21 protein-coding genes and 1 pseudogene are annotated in these 24,217 nt (G+C 62.7%); 6 read left to right on the forward strand and 16 right to left on the reverse strand.

Translation table 11 applies throughout. The features are described from left to right. Positions 1–72: 72 nt before the first annotated feature. Together G5V57_RS00745 and G5V57_RS00750 are read right to left on the reverse strand one after the other, a co-directional pair. Positions 73–2,265 (reverse strand): CHASE2 domain-containing protein, encoded by a 2,193-nt coding sequence (locus G5V57_RS00745; RefSeq protein ID WP_165165718.1) that lies wholly within the window; start codon positions 2,263–2,265, stop codon positions 73–75. Beyond that, entirely contained in the window at positions 2,262–3,032 is a 771-nt protein-coding gene (locus G5V57_RS00750) for a FecR domain-containing protein (RefSeq protein ID WP_165165720.1), read from the reverse strand. The genes G5V57_RS00745 and G5V57_RS00750 overlap by 4 nt, the downstream gene beginning before the upstream one ends. A 273-nt stretch (positions 3,033–3,305) precedes the next feature. Here G5V57_RS00750 and G5V57_RS00755 point away from each other — a divergent pair, with 273 nt between their 5' ends. Beyond that, on the forward strand, positions 3,306–4,280 hold the full coding sequence (locus tag G5V57_RS00755; RefSeq protein WP_165165722.1) for a magnesium transporter: 975 nt from the start codon (positions 3,306–3,308) through the stop codon (positions 4,278–4,280). A gap of 281 nt (positions 4,281–4,561) precedes the next feature. Here G5V57_RS00755 and G5V57_RS00760 read toward each other — a convergent pair whose 3' ends face one another. From G5V57_RS00760 to G5V57_RS00780, 5 genes are all read right to left on the reverse strand, one after another. Then, a complete protein-coding gene (locus tag G5V57_RS00760) occupies positions 4,562–6,634 on the reverse strand; it encodes an elongation factor G (RefSeq protein ID WP_165165724.1) in 2,073 nt (690 codons plus the stop codon). A 137-nt stretch (positions 6,635–6,771) separates the two neighbouring features. Further along, positions 6,772–7,956: a glycosyltransferase family 1 protein gene (locus G5V57_RS00765; RefSeq protein ID WP_165165726.1), complete on the reverse strand. Its 1,185-nt coding sequence runs from the start codon at positions 7,954–7,956 to the stop codon at positions 6,772–6,774. A gap of 115 nt (positions 7,957–8,071) precedes the next feature. After that, entirely contained in the window at positions 8,072–8,893 is an 822-nt protein-coding gene (locus tag G5V57_RS00770; RefSeq protein WP_165165728.1) for a hypothetical protein, read from the reverse strand. Between the two features lie 343 nt (positions 8,894–9,236). Continuing rightward, positions 9,237–9,668, reverse strand: coding sequence for a hypothetical protein (locus tag G5V57_RS00775; protein ID WP_165165729.1), 432 nt, complete (start codon positions 9,666–9,668; stop codon positions 9,237–9,239). Between the two features lie 533 nt (positions 9,669–10,201). Further along, positions 10,202–10,678, reverse strand: coding sequence for a DUF992 domain-containing protein (locus tag G5V57_RS00780; protein WP_165165730.1), 477 nt, complete (start codon positions 10,676–10,678; stop codon positions 10,202–10,204). A 122-nt stretch (positions 10,679–10,800) separates the two neighbouring features. Between G5V57_RS00780 and G5V57_RS00785 the strand changes: the two genes are divergently transcribed. After that, positions 10,801–12,405, forward strand: coding sequence for an NAD(P)/FAD-dependent oxidoreductase (locus G5V57_RS00785; protein WP_165165731.1), 1,605 nt, complete (start codon positions 10,801–10,803; stop codon positions 12,403–12,405). 40 nt (positions 12,406–12,445) lie between these two features. After that, on the forward strand, positions 12,446–13,129 hold the full coding sequence (locus G5V57_RS00790; RefSeq protein WP_165165732.1) for a TerC family protein: 684 nt from the start codon (positions 12,446–12,448) through the stop codon (positions 13,127–13,129). A 7-nt stretch (positions 13,130–13,136) separates the two neighbouring features. Here G5V57_RS00790 and G5V57_RS00795 read toward each other — a convergent pair whose 3' ends face one another. The 6 genes from G5V57_RS00795 to G5V57_RS00815 form a co-directional block, all read right to left on the reverse strand. Further along, complete coding sequence (locus tag G5V57_RS00795) at positions 13,137–13,901, reverse strand: slipin family protein (protein WP_165165733.1); 765 nt, start codon at positions 13,899–13,901, stop codon at positions 13,137–13,139. Continuing rightward, positions 13,898–14,800: a nodulation protein NfeD gene (locus tag G5V57_RS35025; protein WP_371744703.1), complete on the reverse strand. Its 903-nt coding sequence runs from the start codon at positions 14,798–14,800 to the stop codon at positions 13,898–13,900. The genes G5V57_RS00795 and G5V57_RS35025 overlap by 4 nt, the downstream gene beginning before the upstream one ends. Beyond that, positions 14,797–15,294: a hypothetical protein gene (locus tag G5V57_RS35030; protein WP_371744704.1), complete on the reverse strand. Its 498-nt coding sequence runs from the start codon at positions 15,292–15,294 to the stop codon at positions 14,797–14,799. Before G5V57_RS35030 ends, G5V57_RS35025 begins: the two co-directional genes overlap by 4 nt. 183 nt (positions 15,295–15,477) lie before the next feature. Further along, a complete protein-coding gene (locus G5V57_RS00805; protein ID WP_165165734.1) occupies positions 15,478–16,554 on the reverse strand; it encodes an ABC transporter substrate-binding protein in 1,077 nt (358 codons plus the stop codon). Next, a complete protein-coding gene (locus G5V57_RS00810; RefSeq protein ID WP_165165735.1) occupies positions 16,551–17,924 on the reverse strand; it encodes a sensor histidine kinase in 1,374 nt (457 codons plus the stop codon). The genes G5V57_RS00805 and G5V57_RS00810 overlap by 4 nt, the downstream gene beginning before the upstream one ends. Continuing rightward, positions 17,911–18,588 (reverse strand): response regulator transcription factor, encoded by a 678-nt coding sequence (locus G5V57_RS00815; RefSeq protein WP_165165736.1) that lies wholly within the window; start codon positions 18,586–18,588, stop codon positions 17,911–17,913. The genes G5V57_RS00810 and G5V57_RS00815 overlap by 14 nt, the downstream gene beginning before the upstream one ends. Positions 18,589–18,720: 132 nt before the next feature. On the opposite strand from G5V57_RS00815, the gene G5V57_RS00820 reads away from it, so the two are divergent. From G5V57_RS00820 to G5V57_RS00830, 3 genes and pseudogenes are all read left to right on the forward strand, one after another. Beyond that, positions 18,721–19,698 (forward strand): tripartite tricarboxylate transporter substrate binding protein, encoded by a 978-nt coding sequence (locus tag G5V57_RS00820; protein ID WP_165165737.1) that lies wholly within the window; start codon positions 18,721–18,723, stop codon positions 19,696–19,698. A gap of 7 nt (positions 19,699–19,705) precedes the next feature. Then, positions 19,706–20,191 carry a tripartite tricarboxylate transporter TctB family protein gene (locus tag G5V57_RS00825; protein WP_165165738.1) on the forward strand — a complete coding sequence of 162 codons (486 nt, stop codon included), beginning with the start codon at positions 19,706–19,708 and terminating at the stop codon, positions 20,189–20,191. A 2-nt stretch (positions 20,192–20,193) separates the two neighbouring features. Next, a pseudogene (locus G5V57_RS00830) lies at positions 20,194–21,703 on the forward strand (tripartite tricarboxylate transporter permease). An 84-nt stretch (positions 21,704–21,787) separates the two neighbouring features. Here G5V57_RS00830 and G5V57_RS00835 read toward each other — a convergent pair. The 3 genes from G5V57_RS00835 to G5V57_RS00845 form a co-directional block, all read right to left on the reverse strand. Then, the gene (locus G5V57_RS00835) at positions 21,788–22,294 is read right to left on the reverse strand and encodes a GNAT family N-acetyltransferase (protein WP_206530162.1); all 507 of its coding nucleotides are present in this window, start codon (positions 22,292–22,294) and stop codon (positions 21,788–21,790) included. 165 nt (positions 22,295–22,459) lie between these two features. After that, positions 22,460–22,957, reverse strand: a complete 498-nt coding sequence (locus G5V57_RS00840; protein ID WP_206530163.1) for a DUF1993 family protein — start codon at positions 22,955–22,957, stop codon at positions 22,460–22,462. Positions 22,958–22,962: 5 nt separating this feature from the next. Beyond that, positions 22,963–24,165, reverse strand: coding sequence for a pyridoxal phosphate-dependent aminotransferase (locus G5V57_RS00845; RefSeq protein ID WP_165165740.1), 1,203 nt, complete (start codon positions 24,163–24,165; stop codon positions 22,963–22,965). Between the last annotated feature and the right edge of the window lie 52 nt (positions 24,166–24,217).

The raw sequence follows: 24,217 nt of genomic DNA on the forward strand, positions 1-24,217 counted from the left end.
AATAGTCGTTCATCTAACACGGAGCCGGGGACGTTCCCGAAATGGGTTCGCGAGGGAAACCACTTTTTGTCGTCACGCGAAGTCACCTTTGCGGCCTGGAATGGCGGCATAGAACGCGGCGAGTCGTGGCTCGACCTCGCGGGACAGGGCCACACATTTCTCGAGAATCTCGGAGAGCCGGTTCTCTTGCTTATGGGCGAGATCGTCGAGCAGCGTCGCATGTGCCGCGCTGAGTTCTGCGAAGGCGGCCGATTGTGCCGTGGCTTCATCCCCCACCACTGCCCAGATCAGCATTTCATGGGAAAGGCCCGCCATCGCGACGTGCCCCGCCGGAAGGATGGCCAGCCGCCTGGTTACGGGATCGAGCTCGCCGGCGATGACGATGTCGAAATCGGCGCGTTTGCTTGCTGTTTCGGTGCGCGCCGCGATATTCACCGTCTCGCCGACGGCCGAATAGTCGAAACGCGTCTGCGATCCCATATTGCCGACGCAAGCCGGCCCCGTGGACATGCCGACACCGCATTGCAACGGCCACTGGCCGCGCTCCTTCAGGATGCCACTGACTCCCGCGTCAGCGTTGATCTCCGCCGTCGCCTTGCGGATACCGAGCGCCGCCTTCGCGGCATAGAATTGATGATCCGACTTCGACATCGGCGCGTTCCAGAAGGCCATGATCGCATCGCCGATGAATTTGTCGATCGTTCCGCCTTGCGCGATGATGGAATTGCTCCACCGGTCGAGCAACGTGTTGATAAGCGACACGAGCGCGTCGGGCGGAAGTTTTTCGCTCAAGGTCGTGGATTTTCGGATGTCCACGAAGAGCACCGAGATGTTCTTCACCTCGCCGCCCAGTTTCAGCGCATCGGCATTCTTCTCGATCTCGGCCAGGACGTCGGGCGAGACAAAATGCCCGAACGCGCTCCTCAGCATGCGCCGGTCGCTATCGGTGACGAGGAGACGGAAGGCCAGCGTCGCCAGGTAGGTGAGGATCATCGCCAGGACCGGGAATGTCGCATCGACCAGGATGCCGAGCGATCTGAACGCGTAGGCAGAGGCGGCGGCCATGAACACGATCGCAGCGACGCCGGCCACCGCGCCGATCATCGGCGTCCAGAACATGAGGATGGCGATGAGTGCAAGCCCGAGAGCGGCCATCGCAACCAATTCGGCGCCCGCCGCCCATTGTGGCCGGGTGAGAAAATCGTTGCTCAGAACCTGCTCGACAACCTGGGCGTGGACGAGGACACCCGGTATGGCCTCGCCTAGCGCCGACATGCGCACGTCGCGAAGCCCGGCCGCCGACGTGCCTATGAACACGATATTGCCGCTGATGAGCGGCGCCAGAGCATCACGCTCGACGCCCGAAATGATCCGCGCCGCCGACACGTAGGTATCGGGCGAATCCCGCCGGTAGCGCACCGCGAACAGCCCATCCTCCGCCACTGGGATGTCGAAATCGCCGACGCGGATGCTGTCGATGGCATTCTCGGTCGTATCCGAGGCATTGACGATGATTGTCGATGCCCCTTGCGCCACGCGCAACGCCTCGAGCGCGAGACTCGGATAGAAGCCGGTGCCGTCCGTCCACAGCATGGGCGTCTGCCGCGCAATGCCCTGCTCGCGGGCGAGATCGAGATTGATACCGCCGAACCCCGCCGCCTCCGCTTCGAGCTTCGGAATATTGGCGGCCACGCTCTGTATCCAGGGCGGAGCCTTGCTCGCATCGAGGCCCGTCTGCGCAAAGCCGGCGACACGCGGCGCCGTCTTGCGCACATTGCCCGGCGCATTGGAGAAGGCGAGGACAACCGGACGGCCTCTTATGGCTTGCGCGAATATCTCGTCATTATCGGGAAAGGTGGCGGAGATTTCCTGGCGTGCCGCGGGGCTCAGTCCTGAAACCAGATCGGGATCTCCGGCAACGCGGCTCGGCGACAATCGGTCGGGTTCCGGGAAAATGATGTCGAAGGCGATGACTGCCGCCCCTAAACTACTGAGCTCATCGACCAATCGGGCCAGCACCTTGCGCGACCATGGCCATTGTCCGAGTTCGGCGAGAGAGCGCTCGTCGATGTCGACGACACGCACCACATCGGGCAGATCGCGCGGCTTTTCGCGCGGCCAGATCCTCTGCAGCTGATCGAAGCCGGCATTGCGCATATATTGCAGGAGTGGTGGATCGTAACCGCGTAACAGCATCAAGCCGATGAGGACCGCGACGCCGACCGCGACACCCGCCCAGGTCTTGCGCGCGCCCGCTCCGGTCATTCACCATACCCGCCACCGTCTCTGGTGCGAGTGGAGGTAGGTGGCGTGCGCTCGCGATCGCGATCCGTCCCTTGCGTGCCGCCACCGAAGAAATTCTGGAACAAGCTCGCAACCGACCGGCAGGACGAGGTATTGAGCCGGAACGGACGCGCCAGCGGCGCTTGATTGAGGATATAGGGGAGACTCCTGATGGCACTTCCTTTTGCCCTGCCGCCCAGCTCCTCCACATCTCTACCTGCGGCGCGGCCGACGCCGCAGCGGTCATCGACGGTTTCGCAATTGCCGTAGGCGCACAGCTTGACGCGGCCCACATGAACGGCGACGAGGGTCGCGCGGCCGGAGGAGAAATCGAAACCGGTGCCACGGATGCCGATGGTGGCGTTAGCGGTCTTGATATCATATGCGTTCTTGGCGCTGTTGCCGCTGATGAAGCGGAATGTACCACGCAGCGCGTCGATCGAGAATTTCCGCGCCTTGTTCCCACCGCGCATGAGGAAGCGGTCGATGACGAGAGTCGAATTGGGACCGACCACGAGTTTGGTGTCATCGATAAAGATGATCTGCACATTGCCGTTTCCGGTCTGCACCCTGTCATCCTCATAGATCGGACTTCCCTGGTTGAGAGAACGAGATCCTCCCGGTCCAGTCGCGTTCGGCGATCCGGATTTGGCGAAGATCTTGCCGATGGGAGTTGCGGCCTGGATCGGTGTGGTGAGGGCATAGAGGCAAATCACGCCTGCGCCCGCGAGCCGCGCAACATAAGCCATAATACGAATCCCCAGCTGGTAGCGCCCTCGAACTCATCTTGCTCTCTCGGAGCGTAAACCGCAATATCCTCTTCCGTATTTTCAACCCAGGATATTGAAATCATTGCTAAATATTTACTCTACAACCTCCACGCCGGCGCCCCTCTGCAACATCTGGCAAATTCGCGTGATCGCCCATAGCATCGGGATGGCCGGGGAATCGCGTAAATGCATAATTAACGGAAAACTTCGCCCGCTTGTGGTGGGCAGGAGAAGCCGAAGGGGTGCCTCGATATGACGGCCATTCAAGACATTATGCAGGAACCGGTTCTGGTGCTGGCACCCGGCGATACGGTCGCCCAGGCGATCTCGGCTATCCGCGCCATCCCCCGCAACCGGCTCTTCACCTATCCGATGGTGGTCGACAAGAAGGGCCGGCTGATGGGACTTTGCGTAATGCGCGATCTCATACTGGCGGATGACAAAGCCAGGATCGCCGACGTGATGCTGACGAAGATCGTCTCCCTGCAGAAGGGCCTCGACGTGCACGAGGCCCTGAGCCGCATCAAGGGCAGGGAGATTCCGGAATACCCCGTCTGCGCCCGCAACGGAAAGTTGCGTGGCGTGGTGCGCGCGGCCAAGCTGCATGAGATCGAGGAGGCGCGTCTCACCGCAACGCCCGGCCGAATGGTCGGTGTCGATGAAGGCGAGACCGTTGCGACCCCCTTCGTGGCCTCGGTCAGATCCCGTCTGCCCTGGCTGATGATCAATCTCGTCACCGCTTTTGCGGCGGGCCTGGTGGTCGGCAATTACCAGGATACGATCGACCGCGTCGTGCTGCTGGCCGCCTTTCTCCCCGTGCTCGCCGGTCAATCCGGCAATACGGGCGCCCAGGCGCTGGCCATCACCTTGCGCACCCTGGAGCGCACAGGCACGACCGACTTCTACTCCATCGCACTGTGGAAGGAGATACGTCTGGGCATTCTGCACGGCATTGTCACCGGCATTCTCGTCGGGCTGGTGATCTATGTCGTCGCGATGATACAGGGCGACAAAGGACCGCTGGTCCTCGCTTTCATCGTTTTCGTCGCCACCATCCTCTCCGTCCTGGTCAGCGGACTCTCCGGCGCATCGGTGCCGATCGCGCTCAAGAAACTGGGCGCGGACCCCGCCACCGCCTCGAGCATCATCCTGACGACAGTGACCGACATCGTCAGCATGGGCTCCATGCTGATGCTGGCGTCGATGCTGATCCGCTACCTGACCTGAGCCTCGCTAGTGTGCTGAACGCGAAGTTCTTGATATCAGACGGTTTGCACCGACAAGAACTTCGCGTTCAAAAGCACACTAGAATCATTAGGTAATCTAGTGTCCTTCCGAATCCGAAGTTCGCTCGGGAGGTCCCGCTGGCAGTGGCGAACTTCGGATTCGGGACACTAGATCACGATGAGTTTTGATTGAGTCAATCAAAACTCATAACCGTGATCGATTCCAATATTTCAGCGCGGGATACTTGCGAAAAACCGGCGTCCGCTTTTTCCCATCCCACGCTAGGCGGCGAGCGTCGCTTTCCGGTTGGTCACCACCTGATCGGCGAGCCGGCCCGTCAGTTCCGACATATGATCGTGCTTGAACACGAAGGTGCCGACACCCGATGTCGCCGATCTGAGCTCGATGATGAGCGAACCCATCTCGCTTTCCGGCATATGCGCCTTCACGGTGTCCCAGCCGAGCCATCCATCACGTCCGTCGAAGCCCAGAAGCTGACCGCGATGGCCGGAAACGATCTGGTTGACACGCGAGGTTGCCTCGCTTGGCACATGCACCTCCACCGCGACGATCGGTTCGAGCAGGACCGGAGAGCATTGCGGCATACCATCGCTCATCGCAATGCGGGCCGCGGTCTTGAACGCCATCTCCGAGGAATCGACATCATGATAGGAGCCGTCGCTCAGATTGACGGTGAAGTCCACCACGGGAAAGCCGAGCGGACCTTGGCCCATCCAGTCGCGTATGCCGGTCTCCACCGCCGGTATATACTGCTTCGGCACCACGCCGCCGGTGATCGTGTCGGTGAAGGCGAAGCCGGAGCCGCGCGCTAGCGGTTTGATCTCGACAACAATGTCGCCGAACTGGCCATGGCCGCCCGACTGCTTCTTGTGCCGGCCGCGGATCTGAACCGATTTGCGGATCGTCTCGCGATAGTCGATGCGCCGAGGCCGCGAAATGGCTTGAACACCGAACTTGCCCTGCAGCTTTTCCAAGGCCACGCGCAGATGCATCTCGCCCTGGCCCCACAGGACCATCTCATGCGTGCTCGAGTTCTGATCCAGCGAAAGTGATGGATCCTCTTCAATGAGCTTGGCGATGGCGCTGGTGAGCTTCACTTCATCCTTGCGGTCGGCGACCGAGATGGCGAGCCCATAGACACCCGGCGCCACATTGAGCGTGGCCAGCTGCTTCGCGGCGGCTTTGGCGGTCGAGATCGTCTCGCCCGTCGCCATATTGTCGAGCTTGCCGAGCGCGACCGTATCGCCCTCCTCCGCCTTGGCGATCTTCTGCGGCGTGGACCCCATCAGCGTGAAGAGCCCGGCAACGCGCGCATCCTGGCCCTTGCCGCCATAGACCGTGGCGCCGTCGGCAATCGCGCCCGAGAGCACCCGCGACAGCGACAGCTTGCCGCCATGCGCCGTGTGGAAGGTCTTGAGGATCTGCAGCGCGGCTGTTCCGTTGGCGCTGCCGTTGCCGGCGCTGAGGCCGAGCCGCTTCGCGGTCACAGCGACGCCCGGCGCCTCGTGGCGCAGCGCCTTCATGAGCCGCAGAATTCCGTTGCCGTTCTCCGCCGAGCCGAACAGCACCGGCGTGATCAATCCTTCCGCCAATTCGCGCGTAAGATCCGTGAAGACGCGGTCACGCGGCGGCTCGATGTCGGAGAGCAGCTGCTCCATCAGCTCGTCGTCATAGTCGGCGAGCTTTTCCAGCATCGCAAAGCGGGCCTCTTTCTCGCGGTCGAGGATGTCGGCGGGCATGTCGACGACCTCGCTCGGCGCGTTCTCGCGATAGATGAAGGCGCGCTCCAACGCGAGATCGACGAAGCCGCGCACGATATCGTCCTTCCAGATCGGAATCTGGCGCAGAAGCAGAGGCGTGGCGCTGGCTGGTTGCAGATAGGTCAGGACGTCGCGCAGCCGGCTCTCGGTGCGCTCGATCTTGTTGATGAAAATGAAGCGCGGGATATTGAGATCGTCGAGCTGCTTGAGGATCAATTGCAGGGCAGGCACTTTCTTGTCGTCGGGCTCGCAGACGACGACGGCTGCATCGCAACCGGCAAGGGCGGCTCGCGCCTCCTGGCCGAACTCTATCGAGCCCGGACAATCTATGAAAGTGAACGTCTCGCCCATGAAAGAGCCGGTGGCCGCGTTGAGCTCGATGCTCATGCCATGCGCACGGGCTTCCGGCGCCGCGTCGCCGATGCTGGTCTTATCGGAGACCTTGCCCTGGCGCTGAATGGCGCCGAGGCGAAACATAATGGCTTCGAGTAACGTTGTCTTGCCGCTCAGATAGGGCCCCACGAGTGCGATGCACCGCGGACCCTGACGTTCTCTGCCATTTGTGCTGCTCATTTCCGGGACCTCCCTCTGACTGCGCCAATGCCGTCCGGGTCCGCCCGTCTTGCGAGGAAACCCCGTCGGGGCGGCTCCTCGGCCTCTATGCTTGCGCTGTTTTGCGATGATGACAAGTGGCAATCGCGTGAAGTCCACTATCCGGCAAGTAAACTCTCGCAGGCATTGGCGATTTCCGCCGCCGCATCGAGTTGCAGATAGGCCTCGTTCTCACGCGAGAGTTGACGCGCGGCGTCTCGCATGGCCGGGCTCTCGGCCGCCTCCCTGATCGCCCTGGCGAGGTCCTGCGCCACGAAGCTGCTCCAGCCGAGGACGATGCCGGCATGGCGCGCCACGATGGCTTTCGCATTGAGTGTCTTCTCCAGGTCGGACCGCAGCATGACCTGCGGCAGCCCGGCGGCGATGCCGGCCATGGTCATGCCGCCGCTGCCCTGATGAACGAGCACCCCCGACGCCGCCAGCTCTGTGGCGAGATCGGCAAGACCGTCAGGGGTCTCGATGCCAGCCGCCTCGAGTTTTTTCACCGTTCGCCGCAATGGCGATGAGAAGATGGCCTTGCCGGGGAGGCCCGACTGGACGAGCCCGTCGACGAGCCGCGCGTCGGTCTGCCGGCTCTCATGGAAATATGAGAAGAGACGCCTGGGGGCCTCGTTCTGCAGGATGATCCCTCTTGTGTCCGCGGTCCCGAGCCAGCCGCCGGCGCGCTGATCCCGATAAGGATCGAGAAAGGGAAAGGTCAGAAGATGATGCTGGTCCGCCCGGTTGATCAGCGGATAGCGGGTGATCGGTGTCCGATCATAGGTGCTCAGCGCGGCGTTGATGCGGCGCACGACATCACTCTCATCATATTCAATGGGCACGTCCTCGATGAGGCGCGGAAAGCTGTCGAGCGTGGGCGGTGGCAGGGTATAGCCGTCGCCGATCGCCACAACGGAAACACGCTCATGGCACAGGAGCGACACGCTCGGCGCATAGTCGGCGATGACGAGATCGGGCTGCTCCCTCTCGATGAGATCGTGCCAGAGCCGGAAACGCTCATCCAGATCGTCGTGAGGCCGCAGCATCAGTTGCGCGAGATAGTCGCCATAGGTGGCGCTGGTCATGCCCCTTCCGGCAGCGGCTGGCCGCAATGGCCAATTGGGTGCCGGCCGGATCGTTTCCAGTGCGATGCCGATTGCCAGCCCGGCTTCCGGGCGCCGGAGGCCATAGGCGGTCGTGAAGCCGCGCGCCTGAAGCTGGTCGCTGATCGACTTGAGCCGGCGCACGTGGCCGTGACCGCCGCCGAACTCCCAGCACAAAAGCACATGCCTGGCGCGCCGCATGTATTTCCCCACCGCCCCGTTCACCGGTGACGAGACTAGCTTCCCGGATCAGCCGATGCACCAAAGAAAAGCCGCGGAACACCGCGGCTTTTCCATCTATATTCTCTGGAGAATATCAGGTCGGAGGCGGCTCCTCGCCGCCGCCACCATAGCCCCCGCTGTCATTGTCGCCGTTGCCGCTCTTGAAGAAGAGATCGAGCGCGCGGTTGCGCGGATCGTCCTCGCGGTGACGACGGATGAGGGTCTTGTCCTCGCCGCCGAAGTAGAACTTCAGGCCGCCGAGAACCGCCAGATAGTCGTTGTCGCCATATTCGGCATTGCTGTAGAGCGACATCGGCATGCCGCCAAACTGGTATTCGAAGCCGGCACGCACGCCTTCATAGTCGTCGATGATCCGGCCGCCGACCGACACGCGGAAATCATCCGTGATGTAATAGGCCGCATCGCCGATGAGGAAGCCCGAGTCCTTGCCGTCACCATCGTCCCGATCGACATTGACATAACCGCCCCAGGCTTCGAGCGAGAAATTGCCGAGATAGAGCTCGGCTTCCGGACCCACGGCATAGAGCGTGGCGTCATCGCCATCGACGGCGCCGCCGGCGATGCCGATGAGATAGCTTTCCGGATCACGCGCGAAGAAATGACCGATGCCACCGAACTGGGTATCGCCGAACCGATCGGTTACGCCGAGGTCGGCCTGGAAACCGAACATGCAGCCGAGCGGGAACGACAGGGAGCCGCCGGCTTCCCAGGCGAAGTCGCCATTCTCGTCCTTCATATCGGCATACCCGCCGCCGGCCTCGATCTTGCCATTGACCGACGAGACGGCGCATTCGGGCGCGCTGACATCAGCGGCGAAAGCCGTACCCCCGAAAGCGGTAATGGCGACCGTGCCCGTAAGCGCGACCCCGGAAAGCCATGCTCTCTTTCTGATCATTATTTGCCTCAACTTGGTAGCTGCCCCGCCTGATCGTCTATCCGCGCATGTTGAAACGCACAAACGAAAATGCGCACGTCAGGGAAATTTCAATGGACCTGCGGCAACTTAGCAACAATATCGCAACGTAATTCAACGTCGGATGGAGACAGCGCGACGAAGGATTAAATCAAAGGTTGCGATCCAATTTTCCCTCAGCGGAACACGCAACTCACATAAGTTGTGAATATGCCTACTTGCAACTTTAAGAAGCAGAGTTGTGTGTCATCGAGTCGGTGCACACCGATCAAAATGCGAAGAGCCGCGGAAACCCGCCGCTCGGTGTGCGCGAGCTCCCGACTGGTCAGGGCTGGCTGCCGCCACCGGCATAGCCACCATTGTCGTTCTTGTCGTCCCCCGGTGTGAACAGATCGAGCGTGCGGTTGCGCGGATTATCCTCGCGATGACGGCGGATCAGGGTCTTGTCCTCGGCGCCGAAATAGAATTTCAGGCCGCCGAGGAGCGAGAAGAACTCGCTGTCGCCATACTCCGCTTTGCTGTAGAGCGACATCGGCATGCCGCCGAACTGATATTCGAAGCCGGCGCGCAGGCCTTCATAATTATCGATGACCTTGCCGCCGACCGACACCCGGAAGTCGTCGGTCATATAGTAAGCGACATCGCCGATGATGAAACCGGTATCCTTGCCGTCACCATCATCCGAATCGATATTGAGATACCCGCCCCAGGCTTCGAGCGACATATTGCCGAGATAGAGCTCGGCTTCGGGACCCACCGCATAGTGCGTGGCATCATCGCCGTCGGTCGCGCCGCCGGTGACGCCAAAGAGATAGGTTTCCGGATCGCGGATGAATAAATGGCCGACGGCGCCATATTGTGTGTTGCGAGTATGTCGTTCACGCCGATATCCGCCTGGAAGCCGAACAGACAGCCGAGCGGAAGGCTCAGCAAGCCGCCGGCCTCTCCGGCCAAATCGCCCGCCTCGTTTTCCTTGTCGGCATAGCCGGCGCCGCCTTCGATCTTTCCATTCAAGGATGAAACAGCCGGCGTGCAGCCAGGCTCGACGACATCGGCCGCAAAGGCGGCGCCGCCAAAGCCCTTTATGACCACGGTGCCCGTTAGAGCGGCTCCCGTAAGCCAGGCCTTCCTTCGAATCATGCCCCCTGCCTCGTCAGTACAAGGCCGCCCCGCACTGTTCAGTCAGGAAGACACTAACTCCAGGTATCAATCCCCCAAAAGTAATTTGCCGCAGACGCGCATTTTTCTTGCGCGCTGCGGCAAATAGGCAACAGTTTCCTAGCGATAGGCTTAGCGGCGGACGAAATCCAGATAAAGCCCGGCGACGCCTGCAGCGACGTTCAGACCGGTCTGCACCTGCACGCTAAGCGGTTGGAGAGAAATGGTTTTCTTGAATCCCCCAATCAGGACATTGGCGCCAAGTCCGGCCACCACGGTGGCTTCGGCTGTCGCCCCGACATAGGTTCCTTCGAGCGCGCCCCGCTTGGTCTTGCCGGGCGCGAAAACCGCCCAGGCCAGGATGGTTTGGTGGGTCACCCCGATATCGACACCGAGCTTGCGGATGCGCCCTTCATAGCGCTCCACCCGCCCGCCGCCCGACGGCTGATAGACGCAGTTGATCTTCTTCGATGAGACCAGAATCAAGCCCACCCCGCCCTCGATCGAGCAGGTCAGCACCCCTATCTTCACCCCTGTTTTCGCATCTGCCGCCGGAGCGGAGAGGCCGAGCGCTGCAACCGCAGCCGCGGCCAAAGCGAGTTTACGCATTCCTGTTATCCTTTTGTTTGTAAGCAAGCCGAATCCTAGCGCTGAATGTGTCTCTAATGCGACCCGCCATTGACGTGGCGCGAAGACGCGAGTCAAAAAGCATGGAACGGGAGATGCATTGAATGACGACGGATATCCTCATTGTCGGCGCCGGTCATAACGGCTTGGTTTGCGCCTATTACCTCGCTTCTGCCGGATTGAAAGTCAAGATCGTGGAACGGCGTGCCGTGGTAGGCGGCGCCGCCGTGACGGAAGAGTTCCATCCGGGCTTCCGCAACTCGGTCGCCGCCTATACGGTAAGCCTGCTCAATCCCAAGGTCATTGCCGACATGAATTTGTCAGCACACGGACTGACCGTGGTCGAGCGGCGCGCCTCGAATTTCCTGCCGCAGCCCGACGGGCGCTATCTGCTGACCGGCCCTGGGCGGACCGAAGCCGAGATCGCCAAATTCTCGCAAAAGGACGCTGCCGCCTATCCGCGCTACTCCGACGAGATTGATGCGATCGCCGACGTACTGCGCGACCTGGTGCTGAAGCCGCCGCCCAATCTGGTCGAGGGTGGGCTGCTGTCGAGCCTGCCCGAGCTCCTCAAGGCCGGCGCTCTCGCACGGCGGCTGGGCTCGCTTTCGCTGGAGCGCAAGCGCGTGCTCTACGATCTCTTCACGCAGTCGGCCGCTGACTTCCTCGACGGCTGGTTCGAGTCCGACGTGGTGAAGGCCGTGTTCGGCTTCGATTCGATCGTCGGCGCCTTTGCCAGCCCGAAGACGCCGGGCACCGCCTATGTGCAGCTGCATCATTGCTTTGGCGAGGTGAATGGCAAGAAGGGCGTGTGGGGTCATGCGCTGGGCGGCATGGGCGCCATCACCCAGGCCATGGCCAAGGCGTGCCGCGACAAGGGCGTCGAGATTATCACCGACGCGGCGGTGAGCGAGATCATGGTGGAAAAGGGCCGCGCGCAGGGCGTCGTCCTCGCCGATGGCAGAAGCTACAGGGCCCGGGCAGTCGTCTCCAATCTCAATCCCAAGCTCCTGTTCGGCCGCCTTGTGCCCGAGGATGCCCTGCCCGCCGATTTCCTCCACCGCATCAGGCGATGGAAATGCGGCTCCGGCACCTTCCGCATGAATGTGGCACTCGCAGAACTGCCCTCTTTCACCTGCCTGCCGGGGCGCAGCGTCGGCGATCACCATACGTCGGGCATCATCATCGCGCCGACGCTCTCTTATATGGACCGCGCCTATCACGATGCGCGTGAACACGGCTGGAGCCGCCGGCCGATCGTCGAGGTGCTGATCCCTTCGACACTCGACCCCTCGCTCGCCCCCAACGGAGCCCATGTCGCGAGCCTGTTCTGCCAGCATGTGGCACCCGAACTGCCCGACGGCGCCTCATGGGACGAGCATCGCGACGAGGTAGCCGATCTCATGATCAAGACCGTCGATGACTACGCCCCGGGCTTCGCGGCAAGCGTCCTTGGCCGCCAGATCAATTCACCGCTGGATCTCGAGCGCACTTTCGGACTCATCGGCGGCGACATCTTCCATGGTGCCCTGTCGCTCGACCAGCTCTTCTCGGCGCGTCCCATGCTCGGCTATGCCGATTATCGCAGCCCTCTCTCCGGCCTCTATATGTGCGGCTCGGGAACCCATCCGGGGGGCGGGGTCACCGGGGCTCCGGGCCACAATGCCGCCCGCGCCGTGCTCAAGGATTTTCGCCTGAAACACGCTTAGCTCTTGGCATCGGCCCAAAAACTCGCTCATATCGGCAGGCATGGACTATATCCTCGCCAGTTCGGTCGCCATCCTCCAGATCATCTGGATCGACCTCCTCCTGTCCGGTGACAATGCCGTCGTCATCGCGCTCGCCTGCCGCTCGCTGCCCCCGCATCTGCGCAAATGGGGCATCATCCTTGGTGCCAGCGTCGCCATCCTGCTGCGCATCATCTTTGCGCTCATCATCTCCCACCTCCTCGCCATCCCTTTCCTGAAGCTCGTTGGCGCCCTGCTCCTGGTGTGGATCGCGGTGAAGCTCGCCAAGGGTGAGGAAGTCGAAGAGAAGGCTATCGCCGCCTCCGACAAGCTCTACAAGGCGGTGTGGACCATCGCCCTCGCCGATGCGGTGATGAGCCTCGACAATGTCGTCGCCATCGCCGCCGTGTCGAAAGGCAATCCCTGGCTGTTCGGCTTCGGCCTGGCTTTGTCCATCCCGCTCATCATGGTCGGCTCGCAGCTCATCATGAAGATGATCGAGAAATTCCCGATCATCGTCTGGGCCGGAGCGGCGCTGCTCGGCTGGATCGCCGGCGAGATGCTTGCCACCGATCCCATCATCGCCACCCACTTCGAAATCGAGCCGCATTCGACCCCGGTTTATGTCGCGGCCGCCATTGGCGCCGTCCTCGTAGTGGCGATCGGCTACTGGCTCAAATCGCGCTCGGAACCGGCTGAGGCTTGACCCCGGATCACTTGGCCTCGCCCCGTGGGCGCTGAAAATGCGCCAGCAAGTCCACCGGAAGCGGAAAGACCACGGTCGAGGACCGTTCGCCTGCTATGTCATGTAAGGCAGCGAAGTAGCGCAACTGCATCGCCTGCGGCTCGGCGGCGAGCATCTTGCCGGCCTCCACCAGTTTCTCCGCCGCCTGCTGCTCCCCTTCCGCATTGATCACCTTGGCCCGGCGCAACCGCTCGGCCTCGGCCTGCTTGGCGATGGCGCGGACCATGTTCTCGTTGAGATCGATATCCTTGATCTCGACATTGGTCACCTTAATGCCCCAGGCATCGGTCTGCTGGTCGAGGATTTCCTGAATGTCGCTGTTGAGCCGGTCGCGCTCGGCCAGCATCTCGTCGAGCTCATGTTTGCCGAGTACCGAGCGCAAGGTGGTCTGGGCGAGCTGGCTGGTCGCCGCCATGAAGTCTTCGACCTTGATGATCGCACGCTCCGCATCGACGATGCGGAAATAGAGGACGGCATTCACCTTGACCGAGACATTGTCGCGCGAGATCACATCCTGCGGCGGAATGGCCTGCACCACGACGCGCAAATCCACCCGCACCATCTGCTGCACAAAGGGAATGAGGATGATGAGTCCGGGCCCCTTCACGCCGGTGAAACGGCCGAGCGTGAAGACGACACCACGTTCATATTCCCTCAGGATCCGGATGGCCGAGGTGAAGAACAGAATCACGATCGCGGCCAGCACCAGATAGGCGACATAATCGATCATCATGGAGGTTCTCCCAAGCTTGGACCCAGTTCCCGCTTACGCCGCAAAGTGAGGACGAGCCCATCGATGCCCGCGATTTCGGCCCGCTCGCCCGCCACGAAATTATCGCCGCTTCGGGCATTCCAGCGCTCGCCCTCGGCGAGCACATGGCCAGCACCTCCCGACCAGTCCAGGACCTCGGCCGGCAAGCCGAGCATGGCCCGGCGGCCGATGCGAACCGGGGTGCTGCGGGCTCGCCACAGAAAGCGGCCGGAGAGCAGCAGGAGCGTTGAGATCAGAGCTGTCCCGATGAGCACTGCGATCCAGGACAACCGATAGCCGGGCGCCTGGACCTTGAACAGCATCGCGGCGCCAAGAAGAAAGGCGGCTACTCCGCCGGCGCCCAGAACGACCGTCGGATAGAAGGCCTCAACGGTCAAAAAGGTGAGGCCCAGCAGCATCAGCGCAAGGCCGGTATAATCGATGGGCAAGAGATTGAGCGCATAGAGACCGAGCACGAGACATAGAGTGCCGATCACGCCCGGCGCCACCGCGCCCGGACTCATGAATTCGAAGATGAGCCCGTAGACGCCGATGAGCATGAGGATGACGGCGATATTGGGATCGGTGATCACCGAGAGAAGCCTGATCAGCCAGCCGGGTTCGATTGTCTCGACCGGCAATCCCTTGGTCGCGAGGCTCTTCACACCGCTCGTCGTCGTGACCTTGCGGCCGTCAATCGCCTGCAGGAGGCTGGCCGTGTCGCCCGTGACGAAGTCGATGACGTGCGCATCGAGCGCGGCTTGCGCCGAAAGACTCGCCGCCTCGCGCACCGCCTTTTCGCCCCAGTCGGCATTGCGCCCACGCAGTTCCGCCAAGCTGCGGATGAGCGCCACGGCATCATTCGTCACCTTTTTCGTCATCGTGTCCTGGGACGGCGCCTGCGGCGTCGCACTCTTGTCGTCGGGGTTCTGGTCGCCTCCCCCGGCAGTCCCGGGAAGGGCGCGCCGATCTCGACAGGCGTTGCGGCGCCAATATTGGTGCCGGGCGCCATGGCCGCCACATGGGTGGCATAGAGGATATAGGTGCCCGCGCTCGCCGCATGGCTGCCCGGGGGTGCGACAAAGCCGACGACGGGGACCGGCGACGCCAGTATATCGGCAATGATCTCGCGCATGCTGGTGGCAAGGCCGCCCGGCGTATTGAGGCGCAGGATGACGACCTCGGCATTTCTTTCATGGGCACTGGCCAAGCCCTCCCTCACCTGCCGGACGGTGGCCGGGCCGATGGCGCCGTCGATTTCGATCAGAAGGGCAATCCGGGAGCCTTCGCCCGTCTCACCCCAACTCGGAATGAGGAAGGCGAGCGCCGCAACGGCCAGCGCGGCCGTAAAGAGAGCCACATGCACCAGTCTCATGCCTGGAGCCTTTCCGGTCCGGGCCGCGAAGGTCCGGATGGCGCTCTGAAACGTCTCCCCCCAATATGGCGTGTGCGCAGCGGCAATTCCACCTCGAGCAAATCCCGCCAAAGTTGAAGACTTTGGCGACAGGATTTGCTCTAGACATTTATTTCGCCCGGATGCGCGCCAGAGGCAGCAACGTTAATCCCGCTCCATCGACGCCTTCCATTCGGCGAGGAAGCGCTGGCGATTCTGCTGATCGAGCGTGGCGAGCAAGGCCGGGCCGATCATGATCGGCCGATAGACGCCCGAACCCGCCCCCGGATCGACGGCGTCGACACCCTCCGGTACCGGCCGGTCGAACGAGAAGAAGAAGGATTTCTCCACCGCCACCGACTGTCCGCGACTCGACAGAAGATAATCGAGGAATTTTCGGCCGAGATCGGTGCGACCGGCTTTCGCCGGGATCATTGCCGTGCGGCTCAGCACCAGCGTGTAATCGCGCGGCATCACGATACCGATCGGCGCGCCGGCCTTGTAGCGACCATAGGCATAGGAGCCGATCAGATTATATCCGATGAGCAACTCTCCCGATTCGATACGCGACAGCAGTTCGCCGGTGCAGCAGCGCAGCGTCGCCCGCGACCGCCCGAAACTCTCGAGCAGCCGGCCGAAGATGTTCGACTGTTGCGTGTCGAAAAAAGCGAAGAGATAGCCGATGCCTGAACGCTCGATGTCATAGGTACCGATCTTGCCGTCATAGAGCTCGGACTTGGCCCGCAGAAGCTCGGCCAGATCGTGATGGGTCCGGGGTATGTCCGCCGCCGGCACGAGATTGCGATTGTAGACGATCACCGCCGGCTCGAAAGTGAAGCCGAAGACCTCGTTGCGCCATTTCGCCCAGTCGGGGATACGATTGGTGTTGGGCGAGTCATAGGCCTGGGCGCAGCCGTCATTGGCAAGCTTGGCGATGTGGTCGACCGAGGACGAAATGACGATATCCGCCATCTTCTCGCCGCCGGCACATTGGGCGGAGAGCAGATCGTAGAGTTCGTTGGTCAGATAGTCGGTGAAATCGACGGTGATGCCGGGCTCGGCCTGCTGGAAATCACGGATCATCGGCTCGATGGCGCTGATATCAGCGGAGGCATGAATGGTGAGCACCGCGCTCTCCTGGCCGACCGCCGGAAAGCGGTAGTTCTCCTTGGCCGCGGCAAAGCCCGCCATTGCCACGAGGCAAAGCCCGATGCGCGCCAGATATCGGAGCAACGCGGTCATGACGCCTTCGCCCCATTGAATGTGAACAGCACCGAGAAAATTCCCCCTTCCGATTTGAAGCTGAGCTCGCCGCCATGATGGGCGGCGACGTCGCGCGCGATGGCAAGTCCCAGCCCCGAGCCCGTGCCGCCGGACCGGCCGCGGAAGAAACGCTGCGGCGCCTGCGGCCACAGCGCTTCGGGAATTCCCGGTCCGTCGTCGCCGACCTCGACCTCGATGCCGGCGCCGCTCCGGCGCACGCTGACCCTGAGCAGGGAGCGCGCGCCGTGCTGAATGGCGTTCTCGATGACGTTCTTGAACGCCTCGCGCAGGCTGACCGCATCGCCCCGCATCGTCACCGCGCCCTGCGGCGCATCGAAAGCGACGGTGATGTCGCGGTCGAGCGACACCGGAACCGCGCCTGCCAGCGCCTCGCGCGCCAGCGTCGCCACGTCGACTTCCGACTGTCCCATGGTCTCGGCGCGGTGGCTGATCATCGCGTCGCTCAGCAACTGATTGGTGAGGCGCGCCAGTTCCGCGGTACGCGTCCTGACCCGCTCGATATGATGCTGACGCTTTGCGGCGTTGGTTTCGCCTGAAAGCAGCTCCACCTGGCCGACGAGCGCCGTCAGCGGCGTGCGGATCTGATGTGCCGAATCGGCGATGAAGCGCTGCATCGCCTCGAGCCGCCCGGCGAGACGCTCCATGAAGTTGTTGATCGCCGAGATGAGCGTCGCGATCTCGGCCGGCGCTTCGACATCCAGCGGCGTCAGAACATTGGGTGGACGCCCGAGCAACGCCGCCTCGATGGTGGTGAGCGGCCGCAGAGCCAGTTTAATGGCGACGATCACGCCGGTGAGCGCGATGAGGCTCATCAGGCCGACCAGCACCATCGCCTTGAGGGTGAGGTCGCGGGCCAGCGCGTCGCGCGCTTCGAGCGTCTGGCCGACCACCGTCATCACCCAGCCATTGGCCTCGGCGAAGTAGCGTCCAACCGCGGCGATGCGGATCGGGCGACCTTTGAATTCCGTGTTGCTCACATAAGGGCCAGTCCCGCCCGCTTCCGAACCCGCCGGCAAAGGGAGATCCTGATAGCCCGTGACCTCGCTCTTCGCCGGCATGGCGACACGATAATAGACACGTGCCGTGCGCGAGGCCGACAAGGCTTCGAGTGCCGATACCGGAATGCCGCCCTCGACCGCGCCATTCTCGGCGGCAAGCGTCTCGCTGATCTGGCGCGCCGCGCCGAGCAGCACCCGGTCATAGGCATCGTCGGCGGCGGTGCGGGCGTAGTTGGACGCGGCGATGGCGAGCACCGCGGCGCCGGCCAGCAACACCGCCGAGATCAGCGCCGTGAGGCGCCAGAACAGTGACGACCTACCTCTTTTCATCGGCCGATCCCGCCTGATAGCCGACGCCCCGTACTGTCCTGATCTCCATTCCGGCGGCACCAAGCTTGCGCCTCAACCTCGCGACATAGAGCTCGATGGCGTTCTCGCCCGCATCCTCGCCGAAGCCGAAAATCTGATTCAGAAGCTCCGCCTTGCTGAACACCCGTTGCGGCCGCGCCATCAGCACTTCGAGCAGCGCCACCTCACGGCGCGTGAGATCGACCCGCTCGCCCGCGACCGTCACCAGCCGCGCCGCCTGATCGAGCACGACATCGCCTACCGTGAGCCGGCTCACCGCGCCGCCATGCCGTCGCCGCCCCAAAGCGCGGGCGCGCGCCTCGAGCTCGCGGAAGTCGAAGGGTTTCACGAGATAGTCGTCGGCGCCGAGGTCGAGCGCGCCCACCCGATCGTCCACCTGCGAGCGGGCGGTGAGAACCAGAACGGCCGTATCGATTTTGCGCGCCCGGATCTCGCCCAGGAGCGTGAAGCCGTCGACATCGGGCAGCATCACGTCGAGGATGATGAGGTCGTAGCCCTGCACATTGAGCGCGTCGCGGGCACCCTCGCCTGTCATCTGCCAGTCGACCGCATAGCCGACCCGCGACAGCCAGGTGACGATCGCTTCGCCGACATCGGGCGTGTCCTCGACGATCAGAACGCGCATCGGCTGAGGAAAACCGCGCGCAAAGGCGCTTGTGGCAATGACAGCTTCATGACAGGATTTAAGCTTAAACGCCCTTCCGCTAGGCCACAACAGATGGCCGAGGATCGTCATCGATACAAGTGGAGGAACCCGATGAATCGTAGAACTCTCATCGCTAGTGCCGTAGCCCTCGTGCTCGCCGGCGGCCTTTCGCTGAATCTCGCACCCACGCCCGCTTTCGCACTCGAAGAGCTGCGCATCATTGCCCCCGCCTCGCCGGGCGGCGGCTGGGACCAGACGGCGCGCGCCATGCAGGAAGCCATCCAGTCGGGCGGCGCCGTCAAGGCGGTGACCGTCGAGAATATTCCGGGTGCCGGCGGCACCGTGGGCCTGGCCCAGCTTGCCGGCCAGGAGCAGGGCAAGGACAATGTGCTGATGGTCAACGGCCTGGTCATGGTCGGCGCCATTCTCACCAATAAATCCGCGGTCACGCTGGAGAACACCACGCCGATCGCCCGCCTCACCGGCGAATATGAGGTCATCGTCGTTCCGGGCGCTTCCGAGATCAAGACGCTGGCCGACCTCGTCGCCAAGCTCAAGGCCGATCCGGGTGCCGTGGCCTGGGGTGGCGGCTCGGCGGGCGGCACCGATCACATCCTGGCCGGACTCATCGCCAAGGCGGCGGGCGCCGATGTGACGAAGCTCAACTATGTGCCTTTCTCGGGTGGCGGCGAAGCGCTGGCCGCGGTGATGGGCGGCCATGTCGTCGCTGGCGTGTCCGGCTACAGCGAGTGGGAAGGACAGATCAAATCCGGTGAGTTGCGCGCCCTGGCGATCTCCGCGCCCGAGCGCGTCGCCGGCATCGATATCCCGACGCTGAAGGAACAGGGCGTCGATGTCGAGCTCGCCAATTGGCGCGCCATCGTGGCCGCTCCCGGCCTCAATGACGAGCAAAAGAAGGCGCTCCTCGCCACCGTCGATGCAGCGGTCAAGAGTGACAGCTGGAAGAAGGTCCTTGCGGCCAAGAACTGGACCGACCTCTATCTGCCGGGCGACGATTTCGTCAAGCTGGTGGCCACGGAGAATGCCCGCGTCACCGAGGTCCTTAAGGGCATCGGCCTCGTCCAGTAGGGCCGGTGTGAAGAGCGACAACACACCCGTTTCCGGAGCCGGTCTCGCGATCGGCTTCGGCCTCATTCTGCTCGCTGGAATCATATTCTACGATGCCGCCCAGATGCAGATACCGCCGACCTACGCCAAGGTCGGTCCACAGGCCTTCCCCTATTTCATCGCCTTGGGCCTCGCGGTCGTCGGCGCCTATTTCGCCTGGAATTCCTGGGCGCCCGCCGCCAGGCGTGAGGTCGTCGCGGAGGGATTTGACACGGACTGGCGCGCTTTGCTCATCATCGGCGCGGGCCTTCTTATCCATCTCAATATCCTGAAGCCTCTGGGCTTCGTCATTTCCGGCGTGTTCCTTTTCATGTGCGTTGCCTTCGCCTTCGGCAGTCGCAAGTTCCTGCGCGACGGCATTGTCGGCGCCATCCTGGTTGTGGTGGCCTATGTCGGTTTCACGCATGGCCTGGGCCTGCAGCTGCCGTCCGGCATCCTCGCGGGTCTGTTGTAGCCATGGACGTACTCTCTTCCCTCCTGCAGGGTTTCGCCACGGCGCTCACGCCGATGAATCTCCTATGGTGTCTGCTCGGCACGACACTCGGCACCGCCATCGGTATCCTGCCGGGCATCGGTCCGGCGCTCACCATCGCGCTCCTGCTGCCGATCACCGCCAAGCTCGATCCGACCGGCGCCTTCATCATGTTCGCCGGTCTTTATTACGGCGCCATGTATGGCAGCTCGACCACATCCATCCTGCTCAACACGCCGGGTGAATCCGGTTCCATCATCACCGCGGTCGAGGGCAATGTGATGGCGAAGAACGGTCGCGGCGCGGCGGCACTCGCCACCGCCGCGATCGGTTCTTTCGTCGCCGGCACGCTCGGCACGATCGCCATCACTTTTCTCGCCCCCCTCTTCGTCAAGCTCGCTCTGCTGTTCGGACCGGCGGAGTATTTCGCCTTGATGGTGCTGGCATTCACCACGGTTTCGGCGCTTCTCGGCCTGTCGCTCGCGCGCGGCCTGACCAGCCTGCTGCTAGGCCTTGCCATCGGCCTCGTCGGCACCGACGTCCTGACCGGCCAGCCGCGCCTGACCTTCGATATACTGGCCATGCTTCGCGGCATCGACGTCGTGGTGGTGGCGGTCGGCCTCTTCGCCGTCGGGGAAGCTCTCTACATGGCGTCGCGGCCCGATATGCGCGCCACCGAGCTCGTGCCGATTCGCGGGTCGATTTTCATGACGGCCGAGGAGTGGCGCCGGTCCTGGAAGCCGTGGCTTCGCGGCACGGCTCTGGGTTTCCCCCTTCGGTGCCCTGCCGGCGGGCGGGACCGAGATCCCGACCTTCCTGTCCTATTTCCTCGAGAAGCGCATCTCCAAGAAGCCCGAGGAATTCGGCAAGGGTGCCATCGAAGGCGTCGCGGGCCCCGAAGCCGCCAATAATGCCGCGGTGGCGGGCGTGCTGGTGCCGCTCCTCACGCTGGGCCTGCCGACCTCGGCGACGGCCGCCATCCTGCTCGCCGCCTTCGAGCAATATAATCTGAAACCCGGCCCCCTGCTCTTCTCGTCCTCCTCGACGCTGGTCTGGGGCCTGATCGCCAGCCTCTATATCGGCAATGTGATGCTGCTCGTCCTCAATCTGCCGCTTGCCGGCCTGTGGGTGCGCCTGCTCTCCATTCCGCAGCCCTTGCTCTATGGCGGCATCCTGCTCTTCTCGACGCTAGGCGTTTACAGTCTCAATAACTCGACCTTCGACCTCATCCTCTTGTTCCTGGTCGGGATCCTCGGTTTCCTGATGCGCCGCTACGATTTCCCCGTGGCACCCTGCATCATCGGCCTCATTCTGGGCCGACTTGCCGAAGCGCAGTTCCGCCGCGCCTTGACCATCAGCCAGGGCGACGCCTCGGTGTTCTTCACCCACCCGCTGTCGCTGGCGCTCCTGATCATCGCCGCTCTGGTCTTTGTCGGGCCGTTTTTCTATCGCTGGCGGGCTAGATCACGATCACTTCAGGTCGATTCGACCTGAAGTGATAAACGTGATCGGAATCTTAAGTTGGCGCGTGATCGGACGGAAAACCGGTGCCCACTTTTCCTGATCACGCGCGCGCATTCAGAGTCCAAAGGCAGCCGGGTAGCGACATTCTCCGCTCTCGCCGGCCAGCGCGCCGGGCTTGAGCTCCAGCCCCATGAAGGCGTCATGACCCTGGAACGGACAGGCGATGTGCCGGACCGTCTGGGGAGCGAATCCGAAGCGCGGATAGAATTCAGTGTGCCCCACCACCAGGACGGCCTCGAAGCCCCGCGCTGCCAGGAGGTCGAGTCCGCGCTTGACCAGCGTCGAGCCTATCCCTTTGTTCTGGTGATCCGGCAGCACCGCCATGGGCGCCAGGGAAACGGCCTTGACCGGGCGACCGTCCACTTCGACCTCGAGCCGGCTGAACAGAATATGGCCGGTGACTTTCGGCCCTTCCGTCACCACCAGCGACAGCACGACGAGATCATCGCGGGTCAGCGCCTCGATGATCCGGGCCTCTTCTTCGCCCTGAAAGGCAAGCCGGTTGAGCGCCAGCACTTGGGCGCGCTGTTCGGGCAGTTCCAGCACGATATGCGTCATCATCCATCTGTTTAAGGCACAGGCCCAACAGATTCAAATGACTCGCGGATTTCAGCGCGCATCCCGGCGAAGTGGAGTCACTTCGCCGAAAAGGATCCGCGCCAGATCAATATCCTGGAGCAAATCCTTATCGCCAAAGTCTTCAACTTTGGCGGGATTTGCTCGAGCTCAGAAGCGGGCGATGAAATCCGCTTTGCCGATCTCGAGCCCGTTATGGCGCAGCAGCCCATAGGCGGTCGTGACATGGAAGTAGAAGTTCGGGAGGCCGACACTGGAGAGATAGTCGGCTCCCTTGAGCGTCTGTTCCTTGCCGCCGACTTTGAAGGTGATCGCGCGCTCGGCGGCGTCGGCGAACTGCTCCTTCTTGAGGCTGCGCAGGAAATCGACGGTCTTGCGGATGCGCGCCTGAAGCTCGTCGAAGCTCTTCTCGTCGTCCGGATGGCTCGGATTGGCGACGCCGGCGAGCCGTGCGCTCGTTCCCTTGGCGAAGTCGCAGGCGAGCTGCACCTGCTTGGTGAAGGTGAACATGTCCGGGAACAGCCGGGCGGTCAGGAAGGCATCTGGATCGAGCTTCTTGGCCTGCACATGTGCCTCGGTCTTGCGCAGGAGCGCCGCGAGGTTGTTGAGGAAGTGAGCGAAAACCGGAATCGACGCGTCATACATCATGGTGCTTACCTCAGATTGCCACAGAAACGCTGGACGCGCCGGCAGGCATCCTCGAGCACATCGGTCGCCGTCGCATAGGAGATTCGGAAGAAGGGCGAGGTGCCGAAGGCCGCGCCATGGACGGCCGCAACGCCTTCCGCGGCCAGAAGCTCGGTGACGAAGTCCTCGTCATTCTTGATGACATTGCCGGACGGCGCGGACTTGCCGATGGCTCCCTTGCAGGAAGGATAGACATAGAAGGCGCCTTCCGGCGTCGGGCAGGACAGGCCCTTCGCCTGGTTGAGCATCGACACCACGAGGTCGCGCCGCTCCTTGAACACCTTGTTGTTGGCCGGGATGAAGTCCTGGGGCCCGTTGAGCGCCTCGACCGCCGCCCATTGCGCGATAGAGGACGGGTTGGAGGTCGACTGCGACTGGAGCTTGGACATCGCCTTGATGAGCACTTCGGGTCCGGCGCCATAGCCGATGCGCCAGCCGGTCATGCAATAGGCCTTGGACACGCCGTTCATGGTCAAGGTCCGCTCATAGAGGGCGGGCTCGACCTCGGCCGGGGTCGTGAAGACGAAATCGTCATAGACGAGATGCTCATACATGTCGTCGGTCAGCACCCAGACATGCGGATGCCGCATCAGCACGTCGGTGACCTTCTTCAGCTCTTCGCGCGTATAGGCCGCCCCGCTCGGATTGGACGGCGAGTTGAAGACGAACCACTTCGTCTTGGGCGTGATGGCGCGCTCGAGCTCGTCGGCCTGCAGCTTGAAGCCATGCTCGAGTGTCGTCTCGACGAAGACCGGCTTGCCGCCGGCCAGCATGACGATGTCGGGATAGCTCACCCAATAGGGGGCTGGAATGATGACTTCATCCCCCGGATTCACCGTCGCCAGCAAGGCATTGAAAAGAATCTGCTTTCCACCGGTGCCGACGGACACCTGCGACACCTTGTAGTCGAGATTGTTCTCGCGCTTGTACTTGGCGACGATAGCCTTCTTGAGCTCGGGGATACCGTCGACATTGGTGTATTTCGTATAGCCCTTGCGGATCGCCGCGATGGCCGCTTCCTTGATATTGTCGGGCGTGTCGAAATCGGGCTCGCCGGCCGACAGGCCGATGATGTCACGGCCCTCGGCTTTGAGTGCCATCGCCTTGCTCGAGATGGCGATGGTGGCCGAAGGCTGGATGCGGTTCAGCGAGTCTGAGATAAAGCCCATTCCAATGATCCCTGATTTTGGCGCGGGCATCTGGTAGCGCCGCGACCGCCCG

The organism is Nordella sp. HKS 07 (assembly GCF_011046735.1).
GTDB lineage: Bacteria > Pseudomonadota > Alphaproteobacteria > Rhizobiales > Aestuariivirgaceae > Taklimakanibacter.

What these genes read in the sequence shown, in the direction of transcription:
- G5V57_RS00770 (WP_165165728.1), bottom strand. Translation starts at nt 8,893, where the DNA reads ATGATCAGAAAGAGAGCATGGCTTTCCGGGGTCGCGCTTACGGGCACG.
- G5V57_RS00780 (WP_165165730.1), bottom strand. Translation starts at nt 10,678, where the DNA reads ATGCGTAAACTCGCTTTGGCCGCGGCTGCGGTTGCAGCGCTCGGCCTC.
- G5V57_RS00815 (WP_165165736.1), bottom strand. Translation starts at nt 18,588, where the DNA reads ATGCGCGTTCTGATCGTCGAGGACACGCCCGATGTCGGCGAAGCGATC.
- G5V57_RS00790 (WP_165165732.1), top strand. Translation starts at nt 12,446, where the DNA reads ATGGACTATATCCTCGCCAGTTCGGTCGCCATCCTCCAGATCATCTGG.
- G5V57_RS35025 (WP_371744703.1), bottom strand. Translation starts at nt 14,800, where the DNA reads ATGACGAAAAAGGTGACGAATGATGCCGTGGCGCTCATCCGCAGCTTG.
- G5V57_RS00845 (WP_165165740.1), bottom strand. Translation starts at nt 24,165, where the DNA reads ATGGGCTTTATCTCAGACTCGCTGAACCGCATCCAGCCTTCGGCCACC.
- G5V57_RS00840 (WP_206530163.1), bottom strand. Translation starts at nt 22,957, where the DNA reads ATGATGTATGACGCGTCGATTCCGGTTTTCGCTCACTTCCTCAACAAC.
- G5V57_RS00755 (WP_165165722.1), top strand. Translation starts at nt 3,306, where the DNA reads ATGACGGCCATTCAAGACATTATGCAGGAACCGGTTCTGGTGCTGGCA.
- G5V57_RS00785 (WP_165165731.1), top strand. Translation starts at nt 10,801, where the DNA reads ATGACGACGGATATCCTCATTGTCGGCGCCGGTCATAACGGCTTGGTT.
- G5V57_RS00810 (WP_165165735.1), bottom strand. Translation starts at nt 17,924, where the DNA reads ATGAAAAGAGGTAGGTCGTCACTGTTCTGGCGCCTCACGGCGCTGATC.
- G5V57_RS00760 (WP_165165724.1), bottom strand. Translation starts at nt 6,634, where the DNA reads ATGAGCAGCACAAATGGCAGAGAACGTCAGGGTCCGCGGTGCATCGCA.
- G5V57_RS00765 (WP_165165726.1), bottom strand. Translation starts at nt 7,956, where the DNA reads ATGCGGCGCGCCAGGCATGTGCTTTTGTGCTGGGAGTTCGGCGGCGGT.
- G5V57_RS00820 (WP_165165737.1), top strand. Translation starts at nt 18,721, where the DNA reads ATGAATCGTAGAACTCTCATCGCTAGTGCCGTAGCCCTCGTGCTCGCC.
- G5V57_RS00835 (WP_206530162.1), bottom strand. Translation starts at nt 22,294, where the DNA reads ATGATGACGCATATCGTGCTGGAACTGCCCGAACAGCGCGCCCAAGTG.
- G5V57_RS00795 (WP_165165733.1), bottom strand. Translation starts at nt 13,901, where the DNA reads ATGATGATCGATTATGTCGCCTATCTGGTGCTGGCCGCGATCGTGATT.
- G5V57_RS00805 (WP_165165734.1), bottom strand. Translation starts at nt 16,554, where the DNA reads ATGACCGCGTTGCTCCGATATCTGGCGCGCATCGGGCTTTGCCTCGTG.
- G5V57_RS35030 (WP_371744704.1), bottom strand. Translation starts at nt 15,294, where the DNA reads ATGAGACTGGTGCATGTGGCTCTCTTTACGGCCGCGCTGGCCGTTGCG.
- G5V57_RS00750 (WP_165165720.1), bottom strand. Translation starts at nt 3,032, where the DNA reads ATGGCTTATGTTGCGCGGCTCGCGGGCGCAGGCGTGATTTGCCTCTAT.
- G5V57_RS00745 (WP_165165718.1), bottom strand. Translation starts at nt 2,265, where the DNA reads ATGACCGGAGCGGGCGCGCGCAAGACCTGGGCGGGTGTCGCGGTCGGC.